The sequence below is a fragment of the Pseudomonas sp. Tri1 genome (genome assembly GCF_017968885.1).
Lineage (GTDB): Bacteria > Pseudomonadota > Gammaproteobacteria > Pseudomonadales > Pseudomonadaceae > Aquipseudomonas.
Genome location: NZ_CP072913.1, coordinates 2,387,580 through 2,411,677 on the forward strand (window position 1 = coordinate 2,387,580; position 24,098 = coordinate 2,411,677).

Annotated in this window: 21 protein-coding genes and 2 riboswitches; of the genes, 6 read left to right on the top strand and 15 right to left on the bottom strand. The window is 61.0% G+C overall.

Annotation, left to right across the window (positions count from 1 at the left end):
- Positions 1-89: 89 nt before the first annotated feature.
- Positions 90-743 carry a Pr6Pr family membrane protein gene (locus tag J9870_RS10630; RefSeq protein ID WP_210643858.1) on the bottom strand — a complete coding sequence of 218 codons (654 nt, stop codon included), beginning with the start codon at positions 741-743 and terminating at the stop codon, positions 90-92.
- Positions 744-1,028: 285 nt separating this feature from the next.
- A complete protein-coding gene (locus tag J9870_RS10635) occupies positions 1,029-1,550 on the bottom strand; it encodes a DUF4142 domain-containing protein (RefSeq protein ID WP_210643860.1) in 522 nt (173 codons plus the stop codon).
- A gap of 217 nt (positions 1,551-1,767) precedes the next feature.
- Between J9870_RS10635 and J9870_RS10640 the strand changes: the two genes are divergently transcribed.
- Entirely contained in the window at positions 1,768-2,001 is a 234-nt protein-coding gene (locus J9870_RS10640; RefSeq protein WP_210643862.1) for a DUF465 domain-containing protein, read from the top strand.
- A gap of 214 nt (positions 2,002-2,215) precedes the next feature.
- Here J9870_RS10640 and J9870_RS10645 read toward each other — a convergent pair whose 3' ends face one another.
- The 4 genes from J9870_RS10645 to J9870_RS10660 form a co-directional block, all read right to left on the bottom strand.
- Positions 2,216-3,079, bottom strand: a complete 864-nt coding sequence (locus J9870_RS10645) for a LysR family transcriptional regulator (protein ID WP_210643864.1) — start codon at positions 3,077-3,079, stop codon at positions 2,216-2,218.
- 63 nt (positions 3,080-3,142) lie between these two features.
- Positions 3,143-4,861: a hydrogenase maturation protein gene (locus J9870_RS10650; RefSeq protein WP_210643866.1), complete on the bottom strand. Its 1,719-nt coding sequence runs from the start codon at positions 4,859-4,861 to the stop codon at positions 3,143-3,145.
- A 218-nt stretch (positions 4,862-5,079) separates the two neighbouring features.
- Entirely contained in the window at positions 5,080-5,394 is a 315-nt protein-coding gene (locus tag J9870_RS10655) for an SCP2 sterol-binding domain-containing protein (protein ID WP_210643867.1), read from the bottom strand.
- A 51-nt stretch (positions 5,395-5,445) separates the two neighbouring features.
- The gene (locus tag J9870_RS10660; RefSeq protein WP_210643869.1) at positions 5,446-6,156 is read right to left on the bottom strand and encodes a histidine phosphatase family protein; all 711 of its coding nucleotides are present in this window, start codon (positions 6,154-6,156) and stop codon (positions 5,446-5,448) included.
- A gap of 264 nt (positions 6,157-6,420) precedes the next feature.
- Here J9870_RS10660 and sohB point away from each other — a divergent pair, with 264 nt between their 5' ends.
- Positions 6,421-7,452 (top strand): protease SohB, encoded by a 1,032-nt coding sequence (sohB, locus tag J9870_RS10665; RefSeq protein WP_210643871.1) that lies wholly within the window; start codon positions 6,421-6,423, stop codon positions 7,450-7,452.
- A gap of 94 nt (positions 7,453-7,546) precedes the next feature.
- Here the strand turns inward: sohB and J9870_RS10670 are convergent, their stop codons facing one another.
- The 3 genes from J9870_RS10670 to J9870_RS10680 all read right to left on the bottom strand — a co-directional run bounded on the left by J9870_RS10670 (position 7,547) and on the right by J9870_RS10680 (position 11,026).
- Entirely contained in the window at positions 7,547-8,509 is a 963-nt protein-coding gene (locus J9870_RS10670; protein ID WP_210639263.1) for a transposase, read from the bottom strand.
- Positions 8,510-8,889: 380 nt separating this feature from the next.
- Positions 8,890-9,384 (bottom strand): DUF934 domain-containing protein, encoded by a 495-nt coding sequence (locus tag J9870_RS10675; protein WP_053121484.1) that lies wholly within the window; start codon positions 9,382-9,384, stop codon positions 8,890-8,892.
- A complete protein-coding gene (locus tag J9870_RS10680; protein WP_210643873.1) occupies positions 9,368-11,026 on the bottom strand; it encodes a nitrite/sulfite reductase in 1,659 nt (552 codons plus the stop codon). The genes J9870_RS10675 and J9870_RS10680 overlap by 17 nt, the downstream gene beginning before the upstream one ends.
- 504 nt (positions 11,027-11,530) lie before the next feature.
- Between J9870_RS10680 and J9870_RS10685 the strand changes: the two genes are divergently transcribed.
- On the top strand, positions 11,531-12,670 hold the full coding sequence (locus J9870_RS10685) for an ABC transporter substrate-binding protein (RefSeq protein WP_210643875.1): 1,140 nt from the start codon (positions 11,531-11,533) through the stop codon (positions 12,668-12,670).
- A 54-nt stretch (positions 12,671-12,724) separates the two neighbouring features.
- On the opposite strand, the gene J9870_RS10690 is transcribed toward J9870_RS10685, so the two are convergent.
- Together J9870_RS10690 and metH are read right to left on the bottom strand one after the other, a co-directional pair.
- The gene (locus J9870_RS10690; RefSeq protein WP_135844707.1) at positions 12,725-12,943 is read right to left on the bottom strand and encodes a DUF2970 domain-containing protein; all 219 of its coding nucleotides are present in this window, start codon (positions 12,941-12,943) and stop codon (positions 12,725-12,727) included.
- Positions 12,944-12,997: 54 nt separating this feature from the next.
- Positions 12,998-16,708 carry a methionine synthase gene (gene metH, locus J9870_RS10695; protein ID WP_210643877.1) on the bottom strand — a complete coding sequence of 1,237 codons (3,711 nt, stop codon included), beginning with the start codon at positions 16,706-16,708 and terminating at the stop codon, positions 12,998-13,000.
- A gap of 157 nt (positions 16,709-16,865) precedes the next feature.
- On the opposite strand from metH, the gene J9870_RS10700 reads away from it, so the two are divergent.
- Complete coding sequence (locus J9870_RS10700) at positions 16,866-19,157, top strand: fatty acid cis/trans isomerase (protein ID WP_210643879.1); 2,292 nt, start codon at positions 16,866-16,868, stop codon at positions 19,155-19,157.
- A gap of 116 nt (positions 19,158-19,273) precedes the next feature.
- Positions 19,274-19,858: a Fe-S biogenesis protein NfuA gene (nfuA, locus tag J9870_RS10705; protein ID WP_109751793.1), complete on the top strand. Its 585-nt coding sequence runs from the start codon at positions 19,274-19,276 to the stop codon at positions 19,856-19,858.
- A 201-nt stretch (positions 19,859-20,059) separates the two neighbouring features.
- Here the strand turns inward: nfuA and cobM are convergent, their stop codons facing one another.
- The 4 genes from cobM to J9870_RS10725 all read right to left on the bottom strand — a co-directional run bounded on the left by cobM (position 20,060) and on the right by J9870_RS10725 (position 22,180).
- Positions 20,060-20,806: a precorrin-4 C(11)-methyltransferase gene (gene cobM, locus J9870_RS10710; protein WP_210643881.1), complete on the bottom strand. Its 747-nt coding sequence runs from the start codon at positions 20,804-20,806 to the stop codon at positions 20,060-20,062.
- A 77-nt stretch (positions 20,807-20,883) separates the two neighbouring features.
- Positions 20,884-21,288: a cobalamin biosynthesis protein gene (locus tag J9870_RS10715; protein ID WP_210643883.1), complete on the bottom strand. Its 405-nt coding sequence runs from the start codon at positions 21,286-21,288 to the stop codon at positions 20,884-20,886.
- A complete protein-coding gene (locus J9870_RS10720) occupies positions 21,285-21,980 on the bottom strand; it encodes a CbtA family protein (protein ID WP_210643885.1) in 696 nt (231 codons plus the stop codon). Before J9870_RS10720 ends, J9870_RS10715 begins: the two co-directional genes overlap by 4 nt.
- 11 nt (positions 21,981-21,991) lie before the next feature.
- A complete protein-coding gene (locus J9870_RS10725) occupies positions 21,992-22,180 on the bottom strand; it encodes a CbtB-domain containing protein (RefSeq protein WP_014338677.1) in 189 nt (62 codons plus the stop codon).
- 100 nt (positions 22,181-22,280) lie between these two features.
- Positions 22,281-22,504: riboswitch (cobalamin riboswitch) on the bottom strand.
- 216 nt (positions 22,505-22,720) lie between these two features.
- Positions 22,721-22,935: riboswitch (cobalamin riboswitch) on the top strand.
- A gap of 96 nt (positions 22,936-23,031) precedes the next feature.
- Here J9870_RS10725 and cobW point away from each other — a divergent pair.
- Complete coding sequence (gene cobW / locus J9870_RS10730) at positions 23,032-24,096, top strand: cobalamin biosynthesis protein CobW (RefSeq protein ID WP_210643887.1); 1,065 nt, start codon at positions 23,032-23,034, stop codon at positions 24,094-24,096.
- Positions 24,097-24,098 lie beyond the last annotated feature (2 nt).

A 24,098-nucleotide genomic window follows, 5' to 3' on the forward strand; every position in this document is an offset into this window, starting at 1 on the left:
TAACCGAATCGTGGAAACATTGAGTACGCCCCGTCCAGATCGATGAGGCCCCTGGGCGGATGGGGATGGAGCAATTTTTCTGCGGCGCCTCAGCGCTTGCCTTTCCAGCGATCCAGGGCAATCAGTACCAGCGACACCCCCACGAATCCCAGCAGCACCATCACCGCATTGATGAACACCCGTGGATAACCCAGTGTGTCCACTTCGATAAAAGGATAGGGGTAGGAACCGACAAAGTGTCCACGCACCAGGGCATAGATGAAATAGGCCAGTGGATAGATCAGCCATGGCCAGACATCCCGCCATTGCAAGGTGCCCTTGGGCACGCAGTACCACCAATAGATCACAAACAGTATGGGCATCACGTCATGCAGCAATTCATCCGCCACCCATTGCAGACCCTGGGGGTTCCAGATATTGCGCAACAACAGGTTGTACGCCAGCCCGACCAGCACAATGGCAGCGGCTACACCGCCCTGGACTGTGGGTTTGAGAAAGAACCGCCGCAGCGCCGAATCTCCTGAGGTGGCCGCGCAGGTCAGCACCACGGCCACCAGGATATTGGTCAGCACCGTAAAGTAACTGAAGAAGATGTCGACTCCGCCCAGCAGGCTCTTGTCGCCCTGCCAGCGCGAAGTCAGGATCAGGTAGAGCTGGAGGATCAATGCGAACCATCCCAGCAGTGCGGCGATTTTCACCGCAATCCCACCAGCGCTTTGCGTTAACACCTGTTCATCGCTCATGACTTGGCTCCTGCTGCGCGGCGCCTGCGACTGCAAAGCCCAAGCGGTTGGCGCTTAAGCAGGAGCGTCTTTTGAGCAAGACCCTAGGAGAGCGCGGTACAAGATTCTACTGTCAGAAATGACAGTGCCGACGAGCGGTCGACGTGCCGCTTACCGCTACGTGACGAGCCCGAAAACAGGCGACTCGAGAGTGCTGGCGCTTCGGCGGATGCGGGTGACTGGAGGTGTTGTTAAACCTTGAACAAGGCCATCTTCAGGGAGACGGCCTTATTCGGTACTTCAGGATTACTTGCTTGGGTGAGCCGCCTGAAGTTTCTTGGCCGCTTCCAAGTGATGCTCCAGGTCCGGCAGCATCTTCTGGGCGAACGCCTTCAGTTCGGTATTGCCAGCTTTTTTATCGTCGGTGACGGTACCGGCTTCTTTCTTGAACAGGGCAATGGTTTCTTCGTGAGCCTTGACCTGGTTGTTGGCATAGGCTGCATCGAAGGACTCGTCCCGCAGGTCGAGGATTTTTTCCTTGGCCTTCTTCATCAGTGTGGTGTCGTCTGGCACTTCGATGTCGTGTTTTTTCGCCAGCGCTTTCAACTCTTCATTGGCCTTGGTGTGATCGGTGATCATCTTATTGGCGAACTCTTTGATGTCCGCCGAAGCGCTTTTTTCCAGGGCCAGTTTGCTGGTTTCGATTTCCGCGATGCCACCGGCTGCCGCGTTGTCGACGAAGTCGTTGGAAGTCGCGGCCCAGGCCACGCCCATGCTGGTGCTCAGAACAACTGCCAGACCGAGTTGACGCAAGGTAAATCCGTCCATTGATAAGTCTCCACACAGGTTGAAAGAGCGATTCGTTTCGTCTCTGTTCAATGGAGAGCGGCGCGCCGGCAAAGGTTTGATTGGAAGATATCCCGTTACGACGAACGGTCACCGCTGGTCGGATTGGCGGTCGACAGAACCCCGTCAACGAGGCCATTCTGATAATCGACGAGCGCCGTAAAGGCGTCTGCCACCGACCCACTGAAGGAGGTGTTCCATGCCGGTGTCCCACGATTTGTGCCAGGATCTCAACTACACCAAAGACCACATCCAGAAAAAACGCAGCGAGGATCCAAGGCTCAATTCGTTGCTTCAAAAATACTCTGAACTTGATGCCGAGGTTGTGGAAGCCGAAAAGCCCACATCCGCCGGCCTGTCCGGCGTCGCCCTGGAGGCACTCAAGAAGAAACGGTTGCTGATCAAGGATGAGATCGCTCAGCGGTTGCAATAAAACTGCCCGTTCGTAATGACTGCAAGGAGGCTCTTGTGGCGAGGGGATTTATCTGTGGGTAGGGGATTTATCTGTGGCGAGGGGATTTATCCCCGTTGGGCCGCGAAGCGGCCCCATTTACCCCCTGACACACTGCGTTGTTGATCCCAGGAGGACTGCTACGCAGTCCAGCGGGGGTAAATCCCCTCGTCACAACAGATGCACTGCAGATCCATCAGCCCAGCGGATCCCAGCGCTGGGACCAGTCGCTGCCGGTCTTGATGATTTCGCGCAGCACTTCGAACGCCTGCTGCAGCGCCGCTGAATCGCGGTCTCGGGAATAGACCAGGTAGGTCGGGTAATTGAACTCCGGAGCCTTGGGCACTCGCTCCAGAATGCCGCTGTCCAGGTAACTCTGCACGACACGAGTGCGGAAGTAGCCGCTGCCGCCGTTCTCCAGGATGTACTGCAAGGCCAGGGGACCGAGGTTGAAGGTCACGGCGGCCTTGGCCTTTTCCGGTAGCGCGGTGTCGTGCTGGCGCCGGAAGTCGGCGCTCCAGTCGATGTACACGTAGGGTTCGGGACGGGTGGCCAGGCGCACCAGGATGAGCTTTTCTTCCAACAGCTGTTCTACTTGCAGGCGCGGCCAATATTCGGGCTGGTACACCACCGCCGCATCCAGCAGGCCCAGTTCCAGCTGTTGCAGCAGCTTTTCACCGTCGCGGATGTCCATGCGCAGGGCATGGCCGGGGATCTTCTGGCGCAGCTCGCCGGCCCAGGCGAGCATCAAGGGGTTGCACAGGCTGACCTCGCCACCGAGGTGCAAAACATTGCGGTAACCCTCGGGTAACGGCAGGTCTCGGCGGGCCGCTTCCCAGGTTTGCACAAGTTGATTGGCGTAGATCACAAAGGCTTCGCCATCGGCGGTCAACCGCGCACCGGCGCGGTTGCGCACGAACAGCGCGCAGCCGAGCTGGCTTTCAAGCTTCTGCACCCGCGCGGTAATCGCTGTCTGGGTGACGTGCAGCTTGTCGGCCGCGGCGGCGAGGCTGCCGTGGCGGACGATTTCCAGGAAGGTGCGAGCGAGGTCGATATCCATGGTCAGGCCGATGCGGGGGAAGCGGGCATTGTAAGAGCTGCCACGCCTCCCCGATACCGGGAATCATGGAATGGCTTGCGCCTCAGTCACTCGCGCCCAAGGGGCGATCAGGCGCTCGGGTGTGCGGCAGGCCTTGTGCTTGAGCACGAAACTGCGGCACTTCTGGGCGAAGCCATGGCGATTGTCCACCATATCGCGGCGCATCTGCGCCAGTTCGCCGTCGCGACACGCCTGGATCGCCGGCAGGCTGCGTTCGGCCTTGCGAACCCGAAGGGCTTCATAGGCTGGATCGAGCAGCGCGCTGTTGGCCCGTTGCAACAGCCATAGGCCGAACTCGTCAGGACAACGTGGCCCGATCTCCTGGACCATGCCGTAGCGCAACGCCTGCAGGGCGCTGATGGGCAGGCAGTCTTGGGTGAGTTTCCACGCCTGGTCCGGGCCGACCGCCCGGGGCAGGCTGTAGGTCCAGTACTCGGAGCCATACAGGCCCATGGTTGCGTAATGGGGGTTGAGCACGATGTCACTGCGCGCCAGCACGATATCGGCCGCCAGGGCCAGCATGACCCCGCCAGCCCCGGCGTTGCCCGTCAGGCCACTGACCACTAGTTGCCGGGCGCTGAACAACTCAAGACAGACGTCATCGATGGCTTGGATGTTGGCCCAGGCTTCCAGGCCGGGATCGGCGGCGGCCTGGATCACGTTCAGGTGCACGCCGTTGGAAAAGCTGCCGCGTCCACCACGGATCAACAGCACCTGGGTATCCCGGGACTTGGCCCAGCGCAGCGCCTGCACCAGACGCTGGCATTGCTCGGTGCTCATCGCGCCGTTATAGAATTCGAACGTCAGTTCCCCCACATGGCCGCATTCGCGGTAGCGAATGGGCTGATAGGCCTCATCGCTGAACGGATGCCGGCCCAGGGAGCTGTCGAGCACCGGCACTCCGTTGAGTCGCTGTGAGAGCACATGGCGTGCCGGTTGCTTGAAGGTCTGTTCGCCGGATTGCGGCTTGTGGCGCAGGGCGCCGATCCACAGGCTTGCATCACCGGTCGCGACTAACACCGCATCGTCACGCACGGCCAGCAATTCGCCGGGCAGGCCGCGGCGTACATCTGGATGGGCGTCGTACAGGTAAAACTGGCCACCGGCCAGGCTTGCGAGCACACCGGGCTGGCCGTCGGCGGCGTCGATGCAGCGCTTGATGAAACTCGTGCTGTCGTGCCAGCTGAAGGTGCGATCGTCCTGGGTCATGTTCGGTTGCAGGCGCCCGATCACCTCATGACGGCTGTAATCCAGCGGCACCGGGACGAAGCCGGCATGGAATTTTTCCACCACTTCGCGAATGCAGCGGATGGCCGCGTCGCTGACCGGGCCGTTATACAGCTCCGATTTGCGCAGGCCTTCGGGCAGGTTGAACTCGCAGGTGGCCCACACGGGGCCGGCGTCCATTTCCTCCACCGCCTGCAACGCCGTGACGCCCCAGCGCTCGGGTTGTCGAGTGATGGCCCAGTCCAGGGCACTGGCCCCGCGATCGCCGACGATCCCCGGATGGATGATCACCACCGGACGCCGAGGATTGCGCCACAGTTGCTCAGGCACGCGGTCCTTGAGAAATGGGCAGATCACCAGGTCGGCGCTGCTCTCTTCGATTTGCCGGCAGACCGTGGCTGGGTCGGTGAACAACACCACGCTGGGGCGATAACCGGCCTCGCGCAGGTCCAGCCAGGCGCGTTGGGTCAGGCCATTGAACGCGGTCGATAGCAGAATGATCTTCAGTGCGGGCATGAAAGTCTCTTCCTTGAGATGAGCGGGCGCAGGCTCCCGATGAGCCGTCCCTGGCTTTGATGGAGGCGCTAAGTTAGCGGTTGTGGGGCAAGCGGCTACTGACGAGGGTCAAGGTTGTGTGTGCAGGGCGAAATCCCTGGAGGGCAGAAACATGAATCCCGCCACGGGGGCGGGATTCGTTTGCAGCCAGAAGGCTGGCGAAGAGCGCGAGCGCTGTCTCAGCCAGGGAACAGCTCGGACAGTTTCATGGCCAGCATCATGTCACCTTCGGCGCGCAGCTTGCCGCCCATGAACGCTTGCATGCCGTCGGTGCTGCCGTCGACGATGCCTTGCAGGGTCTCGCCGTCCATCACCAGGGTCACCTGTGCGTCCGGGTTTTCACCTTCCAGCAGTTCGCAGGTCTTGTCCTTGACGATCAGCGAGAAGTTCTTGGTATCGTCGATGCGGAAACCGAATACCAGGTCCAGGCCGGCAGCGGCGTCTGGGTTGAACTTGGCTTTCATGGCTTGTACGGCGTCGGCTACGGAGGTCATGGTTTCGATCCTTATTTGGGTGATACAGCAAGGGTCTACAGTAATCCGGACTCAGCGAAAGGTGATGAGGTCCGGGGCCTTCAGCAGTTGCAGGTGGGCATGACTGTTGAAGGAAGCCAGGGCCACCTCGCGGCCCCTGAATTTCAGGTGGTTGAGCGAGGTGTTGACGATTTGCCAGTTCAGTTCGAAGGCCTGTCGGGCCGGTATTCGGGTGATCAGGTGGAGCAGGGCGGTGATGGTGCCGCCGGAGGTGAACACGGCGATTTTCTGGGTGTTGTCGGCTTGTTCCAGGATGCGCTGCAGGCCGGCCTGGACCCGCTCGACAAAACCCAGCCAGCTTTCCAGCCCGGGTGGGTCGTACTGGCCGCTGAGCCAGCGCTCGACGATCAGTGCGAAGATGCGTTGGAACTCGGCGCGGTTCTGCGCGGCGTTGCGCAGGATCTCCAGGGCTTCGGGTTCCTGGGGGAGCATGTCTGGCAGCAGGGCGCGGATCACCGCATCGGCATCGAACTCGTTGAACGCAGAGTCGATTTCCAGCCCGGGGACCGGCAGCCCGGCAGCGGACATCTGGCCTAGCGCGCCGGTGGCGGTATCCTGTTGGCGACGCAGGTCGCCCGAGAGGCAGCGATCGAACACGACACCGAGCTCCGCCAGGTGGCTGCCGAGCACTTGCGCCTGGCGCACCCCATTGGGCGAAAGGACATCGTAGTCGTCCGCACCAAAGGAGGCCTGGCCATGTCGAATCAGATAGATGCTGCCCACGTCCGCGTCATCCCGGTACGTTGAAGGTTTGGCGAGGTTATGAGGAAGGCGGTGAGCTGTCAATGAAAAAACATACGCTTGTTTGAAATGCCCGTTACAGCCTGTGGCGAGGGCGTTTGCCGCCGCCGAGTGTGCTGTGGGCATTGCAAGGCGCGCCAAGGTAACCGCAGGTTTCATGGCTGGCCGCGAGGCAGGCGCATGGGTATGCTGGGAGCGTTAAGTGCCGGCGTTTGCGCGGCGTTTTTGAATTGACTAGGAGCCATTGTGGAGTTCTTCATCGAATACGCCAGTTTTCTGGCCAAGACCGTGACGCTGGTGATCGCCATTCTGGTGGTGCTGGCCAGTTTTGCTGCGCTGCGCAGCAAGGGGCGGCGCAAGGCGGCCGGCCAGTTGCAGGTGAGCAAACTCAACGATTTCTATAAAGGCCTGCGCGAGCGCCTGGAGCAGACACTGCTGGACAAGGACCAGCTCAAGGCCCTGCGCAAGACAGAAGGCAAGGCTGAAAAGGCCGAGAAGAAGCAGAAGGGCAAGCCGGCGACCAAGCCGCGAGTGTTCGTGCTGGATTTCGACGGCGACATCAAGGCTTCGGCCACCGAAAGCCTGCGTCATGAAATCACTGCCCTGCTGACCCTGGCGACGCCGAAGGATGAAGTGGTGCTGCGCCTGGAAAGCGGCGGCGGTATGGTCCATAGCTACGGCCTGGCTTCGTCGCAACTGGCACGGATCCGCCAGGCCGGCGTGCCGTTGACTGTATGCATCGACAAGGTCGCGGCCAGCGGCGGCTACATGATGGCGTGCATTGGCGAGAAGATCATCAGCGCACCGTTCGCCATTCTTGGCTCCATCGGCGTCGTCGCACAGTTGCCCAACGTCAATCGCCTGCTGAAGAAGCACGACATCGATTTCGAAGTGCTGACGGCGGGTGAATACAAACGCACCTTGACGGTATTTGGCGAAAACACCGAGAAGGGCCGGGAGAAATTCCAGGAAGACCTGGATATCACCCATGAGTTGTTCAAGAACTTCGTCTCCAGTTACCGTCCGCAACTGGCCATCGATGAAGTGGCGACCGGTGAAGTCTGGCTAGGTGTCGCGGCACTGGGCAAGGGGCTGGTGGACGAACTGAAAACCAGCGACGAATACCTTGCCGAACGAGCCAAAGGCGCCGAGCTGTATCACCTGCACTACGCCGAACGCAAAAGCCTGCAGGAACGCATCGGCATGGCGGCCAGTGGTTCGGTGGACCGCGTCTTGCTGAGTTGGTGGAGCCGCCTGACCCAGCAGCGGTTCTGGTAACGGCTAATCCCTCTGTGGGAGCGAGCCTGCTCCCACAAGGGAATTGGACATGTACATGGATTTTGTGACCACCGGAGATCCCCTGTGGGAGATTCTATGTTGCAGGGGAACCCTGCAACCGTGAATTTGGTTGGTATTCGCTCTGATTTTTCATCAGGGCGAATGCTACCCGACACAACTTGCGGGCAAGGATAACCAAGGCCTGAGTTCTGGCCAGGCCTCGTGCCAAGAAGGCCTCATAGTAAGGTTTCCAGGCAGGAGACCGACAGGCCGCCATCGCGGCGTTGTGCGCCAGGCGTCGTAGCTCCCCGTCCCCTTTTTTGCTCAAGTGACGAGGACTGTGCTTCTTCCCTGAGTCTTTTGGACGCAAATCCATCCCCAAGAAAGCAATGAATGCATCGCCACTGACAAAGTGACCGCGCATGAATGCGGTCGCCAAGCCAATGGCCGTCAGTTCACCAATCCCTTCAATGGCTTTGCAGCGGTTGATGTTTTCAGTGATCCCTACCGCTTGGCTGGCCTCACGCATTAGCTTCTGAATGGCCTGATCGGACTCTTTGAAGACCTCCAACTGCCGGGCCAAGATGTCCTTTAGGCACGGTTCGTTCGAAAAACTCAGCACGATACTGACACGGGCCTTGATGAGTGCCGCACGTTTTCTAAGCAGGTTTTTTAACACTTTGTAGGCTTCTGGAGGTGGGCTCCAGATACGCAGCCTTGCTTGCTCGTTCGTTAGATAACGAGCCAGCAAACGCGCATCACAAGGATCAGTTTTAGCCCGCAGCCCAATACTTTCACGGTAATGGGCCACCCGATAAGGATCCACAACGTAAACATGAAACCCCATTCCATGGGCCAGCTCAGCTGTGTCCAGGTGATAAAAACTGGTGGCTTCCAGCGCAATCGAGCTTTGGGCTGGTAGCGTTTTGAGCCACCGGCCAAGAGCTTCGCGATTGTTGGCGATGGCTTGAGTGATTTTCAGGTCTTCGCGGTAAACGACGATTTCGGCCTTCGCTACATCGATACCAATAACCGTTGGTGAGTTAAGGATTGTCATGACGAATCCTCGGAGCTAGGGTTTAGGTGCTTGTCGGGGTCTACCTTTGCGCTGGCTTGCCTCTATCGTCGGTTTTACCGATGAATTCCTTATCGGCGCTTTAGGTAGAAAGGGCGGAACGAGAAGTCTCCCACGGTCCGTACTGGCTAGAGTCGGAATCGAGCTTTTAGTCCCGCCCACCCCTTCAAGTCTAAACATACAAGCGAGCTTGCTCGCGATGACGGCGCCACATCCACATTGATGCCAGCTGCCCCCATCGCGAGCAAGCTCGCTCCCACATTGGTTTCGAAGTGGTTGCGGGATTTCGACATAATTCATGCCCCAATAAAAAAGCCCTGAACCGGAACACCCGGATCAGGGCTTTTTTCATGTCTCAGGTGTCAGCGACGACGAAACAGCGGCAGCGGCTCGTCGGTGGCAGCCTGGTAAGTCACCGAAAAGTCCTTGAGGCTTTCGAGGGCTTCATAGGGGTCTTTGTCGGCCCGCAAGGCAAAGGCGTCGAAACCACAGCGGCGCATGTAGAACAGCTGGTCGCGCAGCACATCGCCAATTGCCCGCAATTCACCCTTGAAACCGTAGCGATCACGCAACAGGCGAGCGTTGGAATAGCTGCGCCCGTCGGTAAAGGCCGGGAAGTTCAGGGCTATGACCTGCAACTGGTTGGCGTCATCACCAATCTCTTCCGCTTCTTCGTCGGCGTCCAGCCACACACCCAGGCCACCGTCGCGGGCCTTGAGCGCGTGAGCATGGTCGCGCCACAAGGCCAGGGGCACGATCAGGTCGTCGCAGTTGGAGATGCCATCGAAGGTCGCGTCCTTGGGCAACAGGTGCCAGGTTTCGTCGATGACCTCGTTGTTCTTAATGATTCGCTGCATAGACGCGTTCCTTGAAGAGGTCGATGCCAATACGTTGATAAGTGTCGATGAAGCGCTCGTCTTCGGTACGTTGTTCGATGTACACGTCGATCAGCTTCTCGATCACGTCAGGCATGTCGTCCTGGGCAAAGGACGGGCCGAGGATCTTGCCCAGGCTGGCGTCACGGCTACCGCTGCCGCCCAGGGAGACCTGGTAGAACTCTTCGCCTTTCTTGTCCACGCCCAGGATGCCGATGTGGCCAACGTGGTGGTGACCACAGGCGTTCATGCAACCGGAAATGTTCAGGTCCAGCTCGCCGATGTCGAACAAGTAGTCCAGGTCGTCGAAACGACGCTGGATCGATTCGGCGATAGGGATCGACTTGGCGTTGGCCAGGGAGCAGAAATCGCCGCCTGGGCAGCAGATCATGTCGGTCAACAGGCCGATGTTCGGGGTGGCGAAACCTTGTTCGCGCAATTCGCCCCACAAGGTGAACAACTGGCTCTGTTCAACGTCCGCCAGGATGATGTTCTGTTCGTGGGAAGTGCGCAGCTGACCGAAACTGTAGCGCTCGGCCAAGTCGGCCACGGCATCCAGTTGCTTGTCGGTGATGTCGCCCGGGGCGACGCCGGTCGGCTTCAGGGACAGGGTCACTGCGACATAGCCTGGCTTCTTGTGGGCCAGGGTATTGCGGGTGCGCCAGCGGGCGAAGCCTGGATGCTCTTTGTCGAGCGCCGCCAGTTCGGCGTCCTGATTGCTCAGGGCCTTGTAGGCAGGGTCGACGAAGTGCTTGGCCACACGATGGACTTCGGCTTCGGTCAGGGTGGTCTGGCCGCCGCGCAGGTGAGCCATTTCGGCCTCGACCTTCTCGGCGAACACTTCAGGTGTAAGGGCCTTGACCAGGATCTTGATCCGCGCCTTGTACTTGTTGTCACGACGGCCATAGCGGTTGTACACCCGCAGGATGGCGTCGAGGTAACTCAGCAGGTCCTGCCAGGGCAAGAACTCATTGATGAACGCGCCGACCACCGGCGTACGGCCGAGGCCGCCACCCACCAGCACACGGAAGCCCAGCTCGCCGGCGGCGTTGTAGACCGTCTCCAGGCCGATGTCATGGACTTCGATGGCAGCACGGTCCGAGGTCGAGCCATTGATGGCGATCTTGAACTTGCGCGGCAGGTAGGCGAATTCCGGGTGGAAAGTGGTCCACTGGCGGACGATCTCGCACCATGGTCGTGGGTCGATCAGCTCATCGGCCGCGACCCCGGCAAATTGATCGGTGGTGACGTTGCGCAGGCAGTTGCCGCTGGTCTGGATCGCGTGCATCTGCACGGTGGCCAGTTCAGCCAGGATCTCAGGCACATCTTCCAGGGCCGGCCAGTTGTACTGGACGTTCTGCCGGGTACTGATGTGGGCATAGCCCTTGTCATAGTCGCGGGCAATCTGGGCCAGCTTGCGCACCTGGCGCGAAGTCAGTTGGCCATAAGGCACGGCCACGCGCAGCATCGGGGCGAAGCGCTGGATATACAGGCCATTCTGCAAGCGCAGAGGGCGGAATTCTTCTTCGCTCAGCTCGCCTGCCAGATAGCGTCGGGTCTGATCACGGAACTGCTTTACGCGGTCCTCGATGATCCGCTGATCGTACTCGTCATATACGTACATATAAGTCTCGTTCTCAGGCTTGGGCCGACTCAGAAACAGCTGCGTGTTGGCTCGCTGAAATCGGATTCTGCCTCGGCAATTCTGCGCGCACGGCCGCGCACTCCTAGAGGAGCCGGTGCAAGATACCTGTTTTGAGTTATGCGCAAAAGTGATGTTTGAGTATATGTAAAGAACCAAAACGACTAATGAGATTGATTATTGCCTAACCCACATTTGTCGTGCGGGCAATCATCGTCTTAACTGTGGTCGAGTCCCGATGCAATCACCTACAAAACCGACAAGAGGCGATGCAATGAGCAATCCGACCAAAGCAAGGAAAAGCGACAGTACTGTTGATGCCTGGGCCATTTTGTTCCTGATTATTCTGGTGGTGGGCACCGCAGTGTTCTGGGTCAGTCATCAATAAAGTCGAGCCGCCGCAGGCCACATGAAGCTCTCGAGTTCATGTGCCCGTTCGCCACCCGGGTCGTTATACTGGGTGGCGTATTATTTGGGGCGGGCGGGATGTCGAAGTTTATCTGCAGGCTACTGGCGTGGTTATGCCTGTCATTCTGGGCACAGGCCCAGGCCGCTCATACGGTTTCCTCTTCGACCGGCGCTTTGGCTGCCAGGTCGGCTGCTCCTTCGGTGGTATTTCTCAACCCGGGGTATTCCACAGAGCCTTTCTGGGTCAGCTATACCGAGTTCATGCAAGCGGCGGCAAGCGAGCTGGGCCTGCGGCTGCGTGTGGAGTATGCCGAGCGCGATCCCCAGCTCATGATCCGCCTGGCGCGCGAGGCGGTTACGGCGACTGATCGTCCGGACTATCTGGTGTTGGTCAATGAGCAGTATGTCGCCCCGCGAATCCTGCAATTGGCGCAGGGCAGTGGGGTCAAGCTATTCCTGGTGAACAACACGTTGACCAGCGATCAGAGTCACCTGCTGACCGAGAACGGTGCCCTGCCTTCCGAGCTGCTCGGTAGCCTGGTGCCCAACGATGAGCGCAGTGGCTACCTGATGCTCAAGGAACTGTTGCGTCAACACGGGCCGCTGGCTCCTGGGCAGACCCTTGATTTGCTGGCATTTTCCGGGAAAAAACTCACCCCTTCGGCGCAGCTGCGTGAGAAAGGCCTGCTTCGGGCACTGGCCGAGTATCCGCAAGTGCGTCTGCGCCAGTTGGTCTATGGCGAATGGAATCGTGAACGGGCTTATGAGCAGGCGAGCCAATTGGTCAAACGCTATCCGCAGACCGCGCTGGTATGGTCCGCCAATGATGAAATGGCCCTGGGTGCCATACGAGCGTTCGAGGAAGCAGGGCGCCAGCCAGGCAAGGATGTATTGTTCAGTGCAATGAACAGCTCCAGGCCGGCGCTTGAGGCACGTATCGACGGGCGCTTGAGCGTTCTGTTCACTGGGCATTTCAGCCTGGGCGGCTGGGCCATGGTCATGCTGCATGACCACGCCCAGGGCGTCGACCTCGCGCGTCATGGCGGCTACAACCAGCAGCTCGATCTGATGCAGTCGCTCGACCCGGCCCAGGCTCGCGCCTGGTTGAAAATGGATCCCGCCAAAGACTATCGCTTGGGCTTCAAGCGCTTCAGCCTGGTGTCCCACCCGGATGGCGAGCGTTATGCCTTCTCGCTCGATGGGCTGGGGCGTCGCTAGCCTCAGTCCGGATTGCAGGCAAGCTGTCCATAATGATCTGTGGGTACTGAGTGTTCACACACCCGCAAAGTACAACACCAAATTAACGATCCCATACAACGTCAACCCGAAAATCACCGTAAACAGGATGCCGAGGATCACGAAGTGACTCGGCTTGCCGTGGGTAAAGTCCCGGGCGCGGTTTTTTCCGCTTTGCACGCCAAAGGCCGCCGCCCCCACGCTGTGCAGCATTTGCCAGAGGGTTGGCGCCTTATTTTCGGTTGGTTCGTCCATGATGCTCTCCATACACAAGGTCATGTGTGGAGAGCATAGTCAATCGCGCCCAACTTAGCTGTCGTATCCCAGGTTCGGCGACAGCCAGCGCTCCGTCACGCTCAGGTCCTGGCCCTTGCGGGCGGTGTAGCTCTGGACCTGATCCTTGTCGATCTTGCCCACGGCAAAGTACTGCGCCTGGGGATGGGCGAAGTACCAACCGCTGACCGCCGCCGCCGGGAACATGGCGTAGTGTTCGGTCAGGAATACGCCGCTGCGTCCGGCCTTCAGTTCGCTGGCTTCGGGGTCGAGCAGGCGGAACAGGGTGGCTTTCTCGGTATGGTCCGGGCAGGCCGGGTAGCCGGGGGCAGGGCGGATGCCGGTGTATTGCTCCTTGATCAAGGCGTCGTTATCCAGGCTCTCGTCCTGGGCGTAGCCCCAATACTCTTTGCGTACCTGCTGGTGTAGCCACTCGGCGCAGGCTTCGGCCAGGCGGTCGGCCAGAGCCTTGACCATGATCGAGTTGTAGTCGTCGCCAGCCTCTTGGTAAGCCTTGGCGACTTCTTCGGCACCGATGCCGGCGGTGGTGATGAAACCGCCGACGTAGTCGGTCACGCCGCTGTCTTTGGGGGCAACGAAGTCGGCCAGGGAGAAGTTCGGCTTGCCGTCGGTCTTGATGATCTGCTGGCGCAGGTGATGCAGGCGGGCCAGCGGCTTGCCGTCGTCGCCGTAGACTTCCAGGTCGTCGTCATGCACCTGGTTGGCCGGCCAGAAGCCAAACACGGCGCGGGCGCTGATGAGTTTCTCGTCGATCAGCTTGCGCAACATCGCCCGGGCATCGGCGTACAGCGCGGTGGCCGCTTCGCCGACCACTTCGTCGGTGAGGATGCGCGGGAACTTGCCGGCCAGGTCCCAGGAAATAAAGAACGGCGTCCAGTCGATGTATTCGGCCAGGACGTTGAGGTCAATGTTGTCCAGCACCTTGGCGCCGGTAAAGGTCGGCTTGACCGGCTGGTAGCTGCTCCAGTCGAACTGCGGCTTCTTGGCCACGGCGGCGGGGTAGCTCAGGCGCTCGGTGCGGGCACTGCGGTTGGCGGTGCGTTCGCGCACGTCCATGTATTCCAGGCGGGTCTTCTCGACGAACGCCGGCTTGAGTTCCTTGGACAGCAACTGCGTGGCCACGCCCACGGCGCGGGAGGCGTCGGTGACGTAGATCACCGCGTCGTTGCTGTATTTGGGCTCGATCTTCACCGCCGTGTGGGCCTTGGAGGTCGTCGCGCCGCCGATCATCAGTGGCAGGTGGAAGTCCTGGCGCTGCATCTCGCGCGCCACATGTACCATCTCATCCAGGGATGGGGTGATCAGGCCGGACAGGCCGATGATGTCGCACTTCTGCTCCTTGGCCACCTGCAGGATCTTCTCCGCCGGGACCATCACGCCCAGGTCGACAATGTCATAGCCGTTGCAACCGAGCACCACGCCGACGATATTCTTGCCGATGTCATGGACGTCGCCCTTGACCGTGGCCATGAGGATCTTGCCTTTGGCCTCTGGCTTGTCGCCTTTCTCCGCCTCGATGAACGGAATCAGGTGGGCCACGGCCTGTTTCATCACCCGGGCGGATTTCACCACCTGGGGCAGGAACATTTTGCCGGCGCCGAACAGGTCGCCGACGATGTTCATGCCGGCCATCAGCGGGCCTTCGATGACCTCGATCGGACGGGCGAAGGACTGGCGCGACTCTTCGGTGTCTTCGACGATGTGCGTGGTGATGCCCTTGACCAGTGCATGTTCCAGGCGCTTGTTCACTTCCCAACCGCGCCATTCCTCGGTTTCCGCTTCCTTGACGCTGCCGTCGCCCTTGTACTTGTCGGCGATGGCGAGGAGGGCGTCGGTGCCTTCGGGGGTGCGGTTGAGGATCACGTCCTCCACGGCATCGCGCAGCTCCACCGGGATCTGGTCGTAGATCTCCAGTTGGCCGGCGTTGACGATGCCCATGGTCAGGCCCGCGCGGATCGCATAGAGCAGGAACACCGAGTGGATCGCTTCGCGCACCGGGTTGTTGCCGCGGAACGAGAACGACACGTTGGACACGCCGCCGGAAGTCAGCGCGTACGGCAGTTCGTCGCGGATGTAGGCGCAGGCGTTGATGAAGTCCACGGCATAGTTGTTGTGCTCTTCGATACCGGTGGCGACGGCGAAGATGTTCGGGTCGAAGATGATGTCTTCCGGTGGGAAGCCGACTTCATTGACCAGGATGTCGTAGGAGCGCTTGCAGATTTCCTTCTTGCGCGCCTCGGTGTCGGCCTGGCCGGCTTCATCGAAGGCCATCACCACCACGGCGGCACCGTAGCGCTTGCACAGTTTGGCGTGGTGGATGAATTGCTCGACGCCTTCCTTCATGCTGATGGAGTTGACGATGCCCTTGCCCTGGATGCACTTGAGGCCGGCTTCGATCACTTCCCATTTCGACGAGTCGATCATGATCGGCACGCGGGAGATGTCCGGTTCGCCGGCGATCAGATTGAGGAAGGTCACCATGGCCTTCTTCGAATCGAGCATGCCCTCGTCCATGTTGATGTCGATCACCTGCGCGCCGGCCTCGACCTGTTGCAGGGCCACTTCCAGGGCTTCGGTGTAGTTGTCCTCGCGAATCAGCCGGGCGAACTTGGCGGAACCGGTGATGTTGGTCCGCTCGCCGACGTTGACGAACAACGAGCTGCGATCGATGGTGAACGGTTCCAGGCCCGACAGGCGGCACGCCCGGGGGATCTCTGGAATCTGCCGCGGTGCGTAGCCGGCCACGGCCTTGGCGATGGCTTCGATGTGCGCCGGGGTGGTGCCGCAGCAGCCGCCGACGATGTTCAGGAAGCCGCTCTGGGCGAACTCCTCGATGACTTTGGCGGTCTGGGCGGGCAATTCGTCGTATTCACCGAACTCGTTGGGCAGGCCGGCGTTCGGGTGGGCCGAGACGTGGGTGCTGGCCTTGTTCGACAGCTCTTCCAGGTACGGGCGCAATTCGCTGGCGCCCAGGGCGCAGTTCAAGCCCACGGAGATTGGCTTGGCGTGGGCCACGGAGTTCCAGAAGGCTTCGGTGGTCTGCCCGGACAGGGTACGGCCGGACGCATCGGTGATGGTGCCGGAGATCATGATCGGCAGTTCGACGCCCAGCTCTTCGTAGACCCCTTGCACGGCGAAAATCGCCGCCTTGGCGTTCAGTGTGTCGAAAATGGTTTCGATCAGGATCAGGTCGGCACCGCCTTCGATCAGGCCCTTGGTGGCCTCGGTGTAGTTCTCCACCAGTTCGTCGAAGGTCACATTGCGGTAACCGGGGTTGTTCACGTCCGGCGACAGTGAGCAGGTGCGGCTGGTCGGGCCGAGCACGCCGGCGACGAAGCGCGGCTTGTCCGGGGTCTCCAGGGTCTTGGCGTCGGCCACTTTACGGGCCAGGCGCGCGCCTTCCAGGTTCAGCTCGTAGGCCAGGCCCTGCATGCCGTAGTCGGCCTGGGACACTTGGGTGGCGTTGAAGGTGTTGGTTTCCAGGATGTCGGCGCCGGCATCCAGGTAGGCTTTTTCGATGGCGCCGATCACGTCGGGACGGCTCAAGACCAGCAAGTCGTTGTTGCCCTTGACGTCGCTCGGCCAGTCGGCGAAACGCTTGCCCCGGTAGTCCTGCTCCTCGAGCTTGTAGCTCTGGATCATCGTGCCCATGCCACCGTCAAGGATCAGGATGCGTTCCTTGAGAGCTTGCTGGAGAAGATAGAGGCGAGCGCTGCGATCGGACATAGGACTACCTGGGGAAAAAAGACCATTACGAAGGCCGGAATGATAACAAACCTGTGTGGGATTTGAGCGTGGGTGGCTTTTGCATGAATATCGCTCATGTTTGCAAGGCGATGCTGGCCCGGTAGAATCGCCGGACTATCTCTTAGGGACCCGAGACATGCCGTACCGCGTCTTATTCGGCAGTCTGTTGCTGTCGTTGTCTTTTAGCGCAGCCGCCGGGAATCCCATTCCGGCGATCTCCTACACCCGCGACATCCAGCCGATCTTCACGGAAAAGTGCGTGGCCTGTCATGCCTGCTACGACTCCGCCTGCCAGTTGAACCTGGGCAGTGCTGAGGGCGCGACCCGAGGCGCGAGCAAGTTGTCGGTATACGACGGCGAACGCCACCAGGCTGCTGCCCCGACCCGCTTGTTCTATGACGCTTCTGGCCCGCAGGCCTGGCAGCGCAAGGGTTTCTATTCCGTGCTCGATGCCCAGGGTAGCCAGGCCGCACTGATGGCGCGGATGCTTGAACTGGGGCATCGCACGCCGCTGCAGCCCAACGCCAAGCTGCCGGAAGACATCGTGCTCGGGCTCAACCGGGATAACAGTTGCCCGATGCCTGGGCAATTCGACGAATATGCTGCTGCGCATCCCAAGGAAGGCATGCCCCTGGCCGTTACCGGCCTGACTGACCAGCAATACCAGACCTTGCAGCGCTGGCTGGCTGCTGGCGCGCCCATCGATCAGCAGGCCCTGGCCCCGAGTGCCGCTGAAGCTTTGCAGGTGGTGCAGTGGGAGAGTCTGCTCAACGCCCCCGGTGCCCGGGAAAGCCTGGTGGGCCGCTGGTTGTTCGAGCACTGGTTTCTGGCGCACATCTATTTCAAGGATGGCGAGCCGGGGCATTTCTTCCAATGGGTGCGTTCGCGCACGCCCACCGGTCAGCCGATCGACCTGATCAACACCCGTCGCCCGAACGACGATCCCGGCACCCGTGTGTATTACCGGCTCTGGCCGGTGCAAGGGGTGATCGTGCACAAGACCCATATCACCTATGGCTTGAGCGCGGCGAAGATGGCGCGGATCAAAAGCCTGTTCTACAGCGGTAAATGGCAAGTCACCGCGTTGCCGGGCTATGGGCCGGAGCGGCGAGCCAACCCGTTTTCCACCTTCGAGGCGATCCCGGCCCAGGCCCGCTATCAGTTCATGCTCGATAACGCCGAGTATTTCGTGCGCACGTTCATCCGTGGCCCGGTGTGCCGCGGTCAGATCGCCACGGACGTGATCCGCGACAACTTCTGGGCGCTGTTCCAGGCCCCCGAGCATGACCTGTACATCACCGACCCGAACTACCGCGGCCAGGCCACGCCGCTGCTGGCGATGCCGGGGCAGAACGACGACGTGGGCAGTGTCGTCAGCCTGTGGCTCGACTATCGTGACAAGCGCAACGAGTACGAAGCCTTGCGTCGCGACGTCTACGCCGATGCGCCAGCGCCGAGCTGGTCGACGCTGTGGGCCGGGAATGACAACGCGTTGCTGAGCATTTTCCGCCACTTCGACAGTGCTTCGGTCAACAAAGGCCTGATCGGCGAAGTACCGCAGACGATGTGGCTGTTCGACTTCCCGTTGTTGGAACGCACCTACTATCAGTTGGCGGTGAACTTCGATGTGTTCGGCAACGTGTCCCACCAGGCCCAGACCCGGCTGTACTTCGACCTGATCCGCAACGGCGCGGAGCAGAATTTCCTGCGCCTGATGCCGGCCGATTCCCGCGAGGACTATCTCGACGACTGGTACCAGTCCGGTGGCAAGTTCAAGATGTGGCTCGATTATGAGGCCATCGACGACGACAAGCCGACCGCGCTCAAGCTGGATGAACGTGACCCCAAGCGTGATTTTGCCGAGCAATTGCTGGCCCGCTATGGCGATCTGAATGCGCGGCCTGATCCGATCAATCGTTGCGCCGGTGCCTATTGCTCGCGGCCGAACATCGACCCGGCCCTGCAGAACGCCGAGCAGGCCCTCAGTCGCCTGGTGTCGCGGCCGGCGGCGGGGCTCAGGGTGATCGACCAGTTGCCGGAAGCGACCATGCTGCGCATCGAAACCGCCGGCGGTCGGCGTGAGGTCTACAGCCTGTTGCGCAACCGTGCCCACAGCAACGTCGCGTTTCTGTTGGGTGAAGCGCTGCGTTACCAGCCGGGGCTGGATACGTTGACGGTGTATCCGGGGGTGATGAGCAGCTACCCGAACTTCATCTTCAACATCCCCGCCGGCCAGGTGCCGGCGTTTGTCGATGCCATGGAGAACGCCCAGGACGCCGCGGCGTTCGAGCGGATCGTCGAGCGTTGGGGGATTCGTCGCAGCCACCCGCAGTTCTGGGACTACTTCCATGATCTGGACCGTTATATCCAGGAAACGGAGCCTCTGGAGGCCGGTGTGCTGGATATGAATCGCTACCAGAACCTCTGATCGGGAGCCCCGGCGACGGAACCCGTCGCCGTTGGCTGCTTTCCTGACAAAAATACTGGGACTTTGTCCGGCGCGTTGATTGGCGTAAACTGCCGGCAAGCCTGCGAGGAGTTCCCATGACCGCTATTACGATTACCGATGCCGCCCACGATTACCTGGCTGACCTGCTCTCCAAGCAGAACACCCCGGGTATCGGGATCCGCATCTTCATCACCCAGCCCGGCACCCAGTACGCTGAAACTTGCATTGCCTACTGCAAGCCGGGGGAAGAGAAAGCCGAAGACACTGCGTTGGGGCTCAAGAGCTTCACCGCCTACATCGACTCGTTCAGCGAAGCGTTCCTGGACGATGCGGTGGTCGATTACGCCACCGACCGTATGGGCGGCCAGTTGACCATCAAGGCGCCGAACGCCAAGGTGCCGATGGTCAATGCCGACAGCCCGGTCAACGAGCGCATCAATTACTACCTGCAAACCGAAATCAACCCGGGGCTGGCCAGCCACGGCGGCCAGGTTTCGCTGATCGACGTGGTGGAAGACGGCATCGCCGTGCTCCAGTTCGGCGGCGGCTGCCAGGGCTGCGGCCAGGCTGACGTGACCCTGAAGGAAGGTATCGAACGCACCTTGCTCGAGCGCATTCCGGAACTCAAGGGCGTGCGCGACGTGACCGACCACACGCAGAAAGAAAACGCCTACTACTGATAGGTGTTCGCTGCGGATATAAAAAACGGTGCCCGTGAGCACCGTTTTTTTATGGGCGCAGATCCGACCGCCGCCAATCCCTGTGGGAGCGAGCTTGCTCGCGAAGGCGTCGGCACATTCAACATCGCTGCTGGCTGATCCACCGCTATCGCGAGCAAGCTCGCCCCCACAGGGGATCCCGGTTGGCTCTTGCTGAATGAGTCAGGGCCTATAGAGATGTGCATGCCCGGCGCGGTACAGCGACGATTCGCTGAACACATCGTTACCCAGTACACGTCCCACCAGAATCAGCGCCGTGCGGCGAAAGCCCTTGGCCTGCACCTTCTCGACGATATCAGCCAGCGTCCCCACCGCCCAATCCTGATCCGGCCATGTCGCCCGATGAATCACTGCGATCGGGCAATCGACGCCGTAGTGGGGCAGCAGTTCGCCGACGATTTTTTCCAGATGATTGACCCCCAGGTGAATCGCCATGGTCGCCCCGTGTTGCGCCAGGCTGCTCAGTTCCTCACCAGCGGGCATCGCGGTTTTGTCCGCGTAACGGGTGAGGATCACGCTCTGGGAGATGTCCGGCAGGGTCAGTTCTGCGCCTAGTAAGGCGGCGCAGGCTGAGGTCGCGGTCACACCCGGGATGATCTCGAAAGGGATGCCCAATTCCCGCAGGCAACGAATCTGCTCACCAATGGCGCCGTACAGGCTCGGGTCACCGGAATGCACCCGGGCCACGTCCTGGCCGTTGAGATGAGCAGCCTTGATCAACTCAATGATTTGTTCCAGGTGCAGCTCGGCGCTGTTGACCACTTGTTCGGCATGATGGCCTTCCAGCACGGCGGCCGGTACCAGGGAGCCGGCGTAGATAATCACCGCGCAGCTGCGGATCAGCCGTTGGCCCTTGACGGTGATGAGTTCCGGGTCGCCGGGGCCGGCGCCGATGAAGTAAACGGTCATGACCGGCTCCTGTGAAAGATGGGTGAGCGTCGTCCAGATGAAGATCGCTCATGATCCTGGGCGCGGATTATCGGGATTTACGACGTGCGCGCCAATGCCAGCGTGCTCATGGGGCCTTTTTGACGGGGAATCAGCAGCATCGCGGGCGTCGTGCCCAGTTGGTCGGCCAGAGCCAGGGCGGCGCTTTCGGCGATGCCGTAGCACCCGGTCCGCTCGAAAGCGATCTCGGAGCGGTGACTGAGCCGCTCCCGATAATCGGCCAACTGCTCGGCGCTGAAGCAAGTCATCGGCAGCGCCAGTTGTTCGGCCAGTTCCAGCAGGCCCGGTTCGTCACGCTTGAGGTCGATACTGGCCAGGGCTCGCACCTGATCAAGCGCAACACCGTGGGCCAGCAACGCCTGATCGAGCAATGCCCGTAACGTGCTGGCCGGGCAGCCGCGCTGGCAGCCAAGGCCGACCACCAGGATCGGCTCGCGGCTCATGCGTCGTGCTGGGCTTGACCGTCACGGCGAAACAGCCAGGCGCTGATCAGGCCGAGGGCCAGCCAGAACGCGACGTTGGTTACTTGCGAGGCGATCTTGAATTGGCTTTCCAGTGCTTCGGGCGCCAGCATCGAGTGGACTTCCGGCTGCGGTGCGCCGATGACATGGGGCACCAGCAACGTCGCCACCCCCAGCAACTTGAGCAGCCAGTGTTTGCCGAAGGCGATCAGGGCGATGCCCACCGCTGTGGACGCTGCGGTGCCGATCCACCACATCTGCCGCTGGGCCAGATCGGCCGCGGCGGTGCCGGGCAGCTCCGGTGGCAGACCGAGGGTCGGCGCCAGGACGAAGGTGGCATAACCGGCCAGGCCCCAAAGCAGGCCCTGGGAAGTGCGAGTCGGTGCGCGCAAGGTATACAGACCCGCCAGCATCAGGGCGAAACCCACCGCCACCACCAGGTTGCCGCCTGTGGTAGACAGTACGCGCTGCCAGCCGTCTTCCGGCTCCCAGGCTTCGGCATCGTGGGTATGGGCCACGCCGTCGGCGTGTTCATGGACCTCAGCCGCCGGGGCTTTTTCAAAGGTTTCGGCTTGAAGAATCAGCGGCGACACCCAGAAGCTTTGCAGGAGCGTCAGCAGCAGGGCGGCCAGCAAGCCGCTGAAACCAGCGGTCTGCGCGATACGCTTGATCATGTTGTCAGGTCTCAATGGCACGGGAAGGCGGCGCTGTGGCGGGTGTCGTGGGCGGCGTTGTGCACCGCTTCGATGTGGGAGAAACCGGCGAAATAGACCAGGCCGGCACCCAGGATCGAGGCCAGGATCGCGGCGCTCAGGCGTTGGCTCAAGGTGGTGGTGCTGCTGGCGGTGCGGGCGGTGCTGCTGATGGTCGACATGGCGCTTCCCTCTGTTCTTGTTCAGTGGGTTATTCGAGCGCAATGAAACCCCGGGCGAAAACCCGCCAAGGTTCGAACAGCGCCCGCCCACCGCGGGTTTGTTGATGCATGAGTCATGGGCCGGTCTCCGGGCTTGCGAGGGGCCGGGCTTGTGCCTGGCCTGCAAGCGTCACCTTCCCATGTCGACAGACACAGTGGTTCAGACGCTTCGCTCGCTTACCGTTGCGGGGGCAGCACCGGACTGACGTGGCTTTGAAGTAAAGCACACGATTCACCGGTTTCCCGTTTCACCCTGTGAAGGGCACCCGTAACTAGGCGCACAGGAGAGCATGGGCGGGGGCGGGGCGTCAATTGGCAGGGGGTTCAGGCTGGCACCGAGTCGCGCCCAATCGCGAGCAAGCTCGCTCCCACAGGGAACTTGAGGTGATCGTTATTTCTATGTACGCCAGCAACCCATGTGGGAGCGAGCTTGCTCGCGATGACGGTGGTAAGGCCACCACAGAACTTACCTGCGGACATTGACCCGCCCCCACACCCTGCGTAGCCTTGCGCCTTCGAGGTTCTTCGGCATGCGCCGAAGCTAAGAAGGGAACGCGGTCCAAGCCGCGGCTGCCCCCGCAACTGTGAACGGTGCTGTTTCTGCAAGGCCACTGTGCATGCCCTGTTCCATCGGGCGCACGGGAAGGCGCAGCAATCGCCAGTCAATGACTGGCCCGCCGTCAGCCAGGAGACCTGCCTCGACACAGATTCTCACTACAACCGGGCGGGGTGATCCGGTGGCGAAATCTTCCGCGCACGCCTTGCCTGCGGTTGTCGTCCCGTTTGCCCGCCACTTTGCCAAGGGGCATCGGATGAAAACACTGGCCAAACTTCCCGTCACCATCGTCACCGGTTTCCTCGGCTCGGGTAAAACCACCTTGCTGCGGCACATGCTCGACAACGCCCAGGGCCGCCGTATCGCGGTGATCGTCAACGAGTTCGGCGAGTTGGGCATCGACGGCGAGATCCTCAAGCAGTGCTCCATCGGTTGCACCGAAGAAGAAGCCAACGGCCGCGTCTACGAACTGGCCAACGGTTGCCTGTGCTGCACGGTGCAGGAAGAGTTCTTCCCGGTGATGCGCGAGCTGGTGGCCCGGCGCGGCGACCTCGACCATATCCTCATCGAAACCTCCGGCCTGGCCCTGCCCAAGCCGCTGGTCCAGGCTTTCCAATGGCCGGAAATCCGCAGCGCCTGCACTGTCGATGCGGTGATCACCGTGGTCGACAGCCCGGCCGTGGCCGCCGGCACCTTCGCCGCGTTTCCCGACCAGGTCGACGCGCAGCGCAAGCTCGACCCGAACCTGGACCATGAATCGCCGCTGCACGAACTGTTCGCCGACCAGCTGGCCAGCGCCGACCTGGTGATCCTCAACAAAGCCGACCTGATCAGCCCTGAAGACCTGGCCAAAGTCCGCCTGGAAGTGGCCGAAGAGTTGCCACCGGCGGTCAAAGTCATCGAAGCCAGCAGCGGTCGCTTGCCATTGGACGTGCTGATTGGCCTGGGCGCTGGTTCCGAAGAACACATCGACAGCCGCCACAGCCATCACGATCATCACCATGACGGCGACGAAGACGACCATGATCATGACGCCTTCGACTCCATTTCCATCGAATTGCCCCAGGCCGACGAAAGCCTGCTGCTGGACGCACTGACGCAATTGGTGGTCCAGCACAGCGTACTGCGGGTCAAGGGTTTCGCGGCGATCCCGAACAAGCCGATGCGCCTGCTGATCCAAGGCGTTGGCACGCGGTTCGACAAGCATTTCGACCGCCAGTGGGGCGCCGATGAAGCACGGGTCACCCGTTTGGTGCTGATTGGCCAGGCACTCGATGCCGGGCTGCTTGAAGCGCAGTTGCGCGCCGCCCTCAGCGTCTAAGC

Bases quoted from the DNA above. Each gene is read 5' to 3' on its own strand.
- J9870_RS10635 (WP_210643860.1), bottom strand. From the start codon at position 1,550: ATGGACGGATTTACCTTGCGTCAACTCGGTCTGGCAGTTGTTCTGAGC.
- J9870_RS10645 (WP_210643864.1), bottom strand. From the start codon at position 3,079: ATGGATATCGACCTCGCTCGCACCTTCCTGGAAATCGTCCGCCACGGC.
- cobM (WP_210643881.1), bottom strand. From the start codon at position 20,806: ATGACCGTTTACTTCATCGGCGCCGGCCCCGGCGACCCGGAACTCATC.
- J9870_RS10640 (WP_210643862.1), top strand. From the start codon at position 1,768: ATGCCGGTGTCCCACGATTTGTGCCAGGATCTCAACTACACCAAAGAC.
- J9870_RS10720 (WP_210643885.1), bottom strand. From the start codon at position 21,980: ATGATCAAGCGTATCGCGCAGACCGCTGGTTTCAGCGGCTTGCTGGCC.
- J9870_RS10700 (WP_210643879.1), top strand. From the start codon at position 16,866: ATGCCGTACCGCGTCTTATTCGGCAGTCTGTTGCTGTCGTTGTCTTTT.
- J9870_RS10675 (WP_053121484.1), bottom strand. From the start codon at position 9,384: ATGCAGCGAATCATTAAGAACAACGAGGTCATCGACGAAACCTGGCAC.
- J9870_RS10650 (WP_210643866.1), bottom strand. From the start codon at position 4,861: ATGCCCGCACTGAAGATCATTCTGCTATCGACCGCGTTCAATGGCCTG.
- J9870_RS10715 (WP_210643883.1), bottom strand. From the start codon at position 21,288: ATGAGCCGCGAGCCGATCCTGGTGGTCGGCCTTGGCTGCCAGCGCGGC.
- J9870_RS10670 (WP_210639263.1), bottom strand. From the start codon at position 8,509: ATGACAATCCTTAACTCACCAACGGTTATTGGTATCGATGTAGCGAAG.
- J9870_RS10725 (WP_014338677.1), bottom strand. From the start codon at position 22,180: ATGTCGACCATCAGCAGCACCGCCCGCACCGCCAGCAGCACCACCACC.
- J9870_RS10690 (WP_135844707.1), bottom strand. From the start codon at position 12,943: ATGGACGAACCAACCGAAAATAAGGCGCCAACCCTCTGGCAAATGCTG.
- J9870_RS10680 (WP_210643873.1), bottom strand. From the start codon at position 11,026: ATGTACGTATATGACGAGTACGATCAGCGGATCATCGAGGACCGCGTA.
- J9870_RS10655 (WP_210643867.1), bottom strand. From the start codon at position 5,394: ATGACCTCCGTAGCCGACGCCGTACAAGCCATGAAAGCCAAGTTCAAC.
- nfuA (WP_109751793.1), top strand. From the start codon at position 19,274: ATGACCGCTATTACGATTACCGATGCCGCCCACGATTACCTGGCTGAC.
- metH (WP_210643877.1), bottom strand. From the start codon at position 16,708: ATGTCCGATCGCAGCGCTCGCCTCTATCTTCTCCAGCAAGCTCTCAAG.
- cobW (WP_210643887.1), top strand. From the start codon at position 23,032: ATGAAAACACTGGCCAAACTTCCCGTCACCATCGTCACCGGTTTCCTC.
- J9870_RS10685 (WP_210643875.1), top strand. From the start codon at position 11,531: ATGTCGAAGTTTATCTGCAGGCTACTGGCGTGGTTATGCCTGTCATTC.
- J9870_RS10630 (WP_210643858.1), bottom strand. From the start codon at position 743: ATGAGCGATGAACAGGTGTTAACGCAAAGCGCTGGTGGGATTGCGGTG.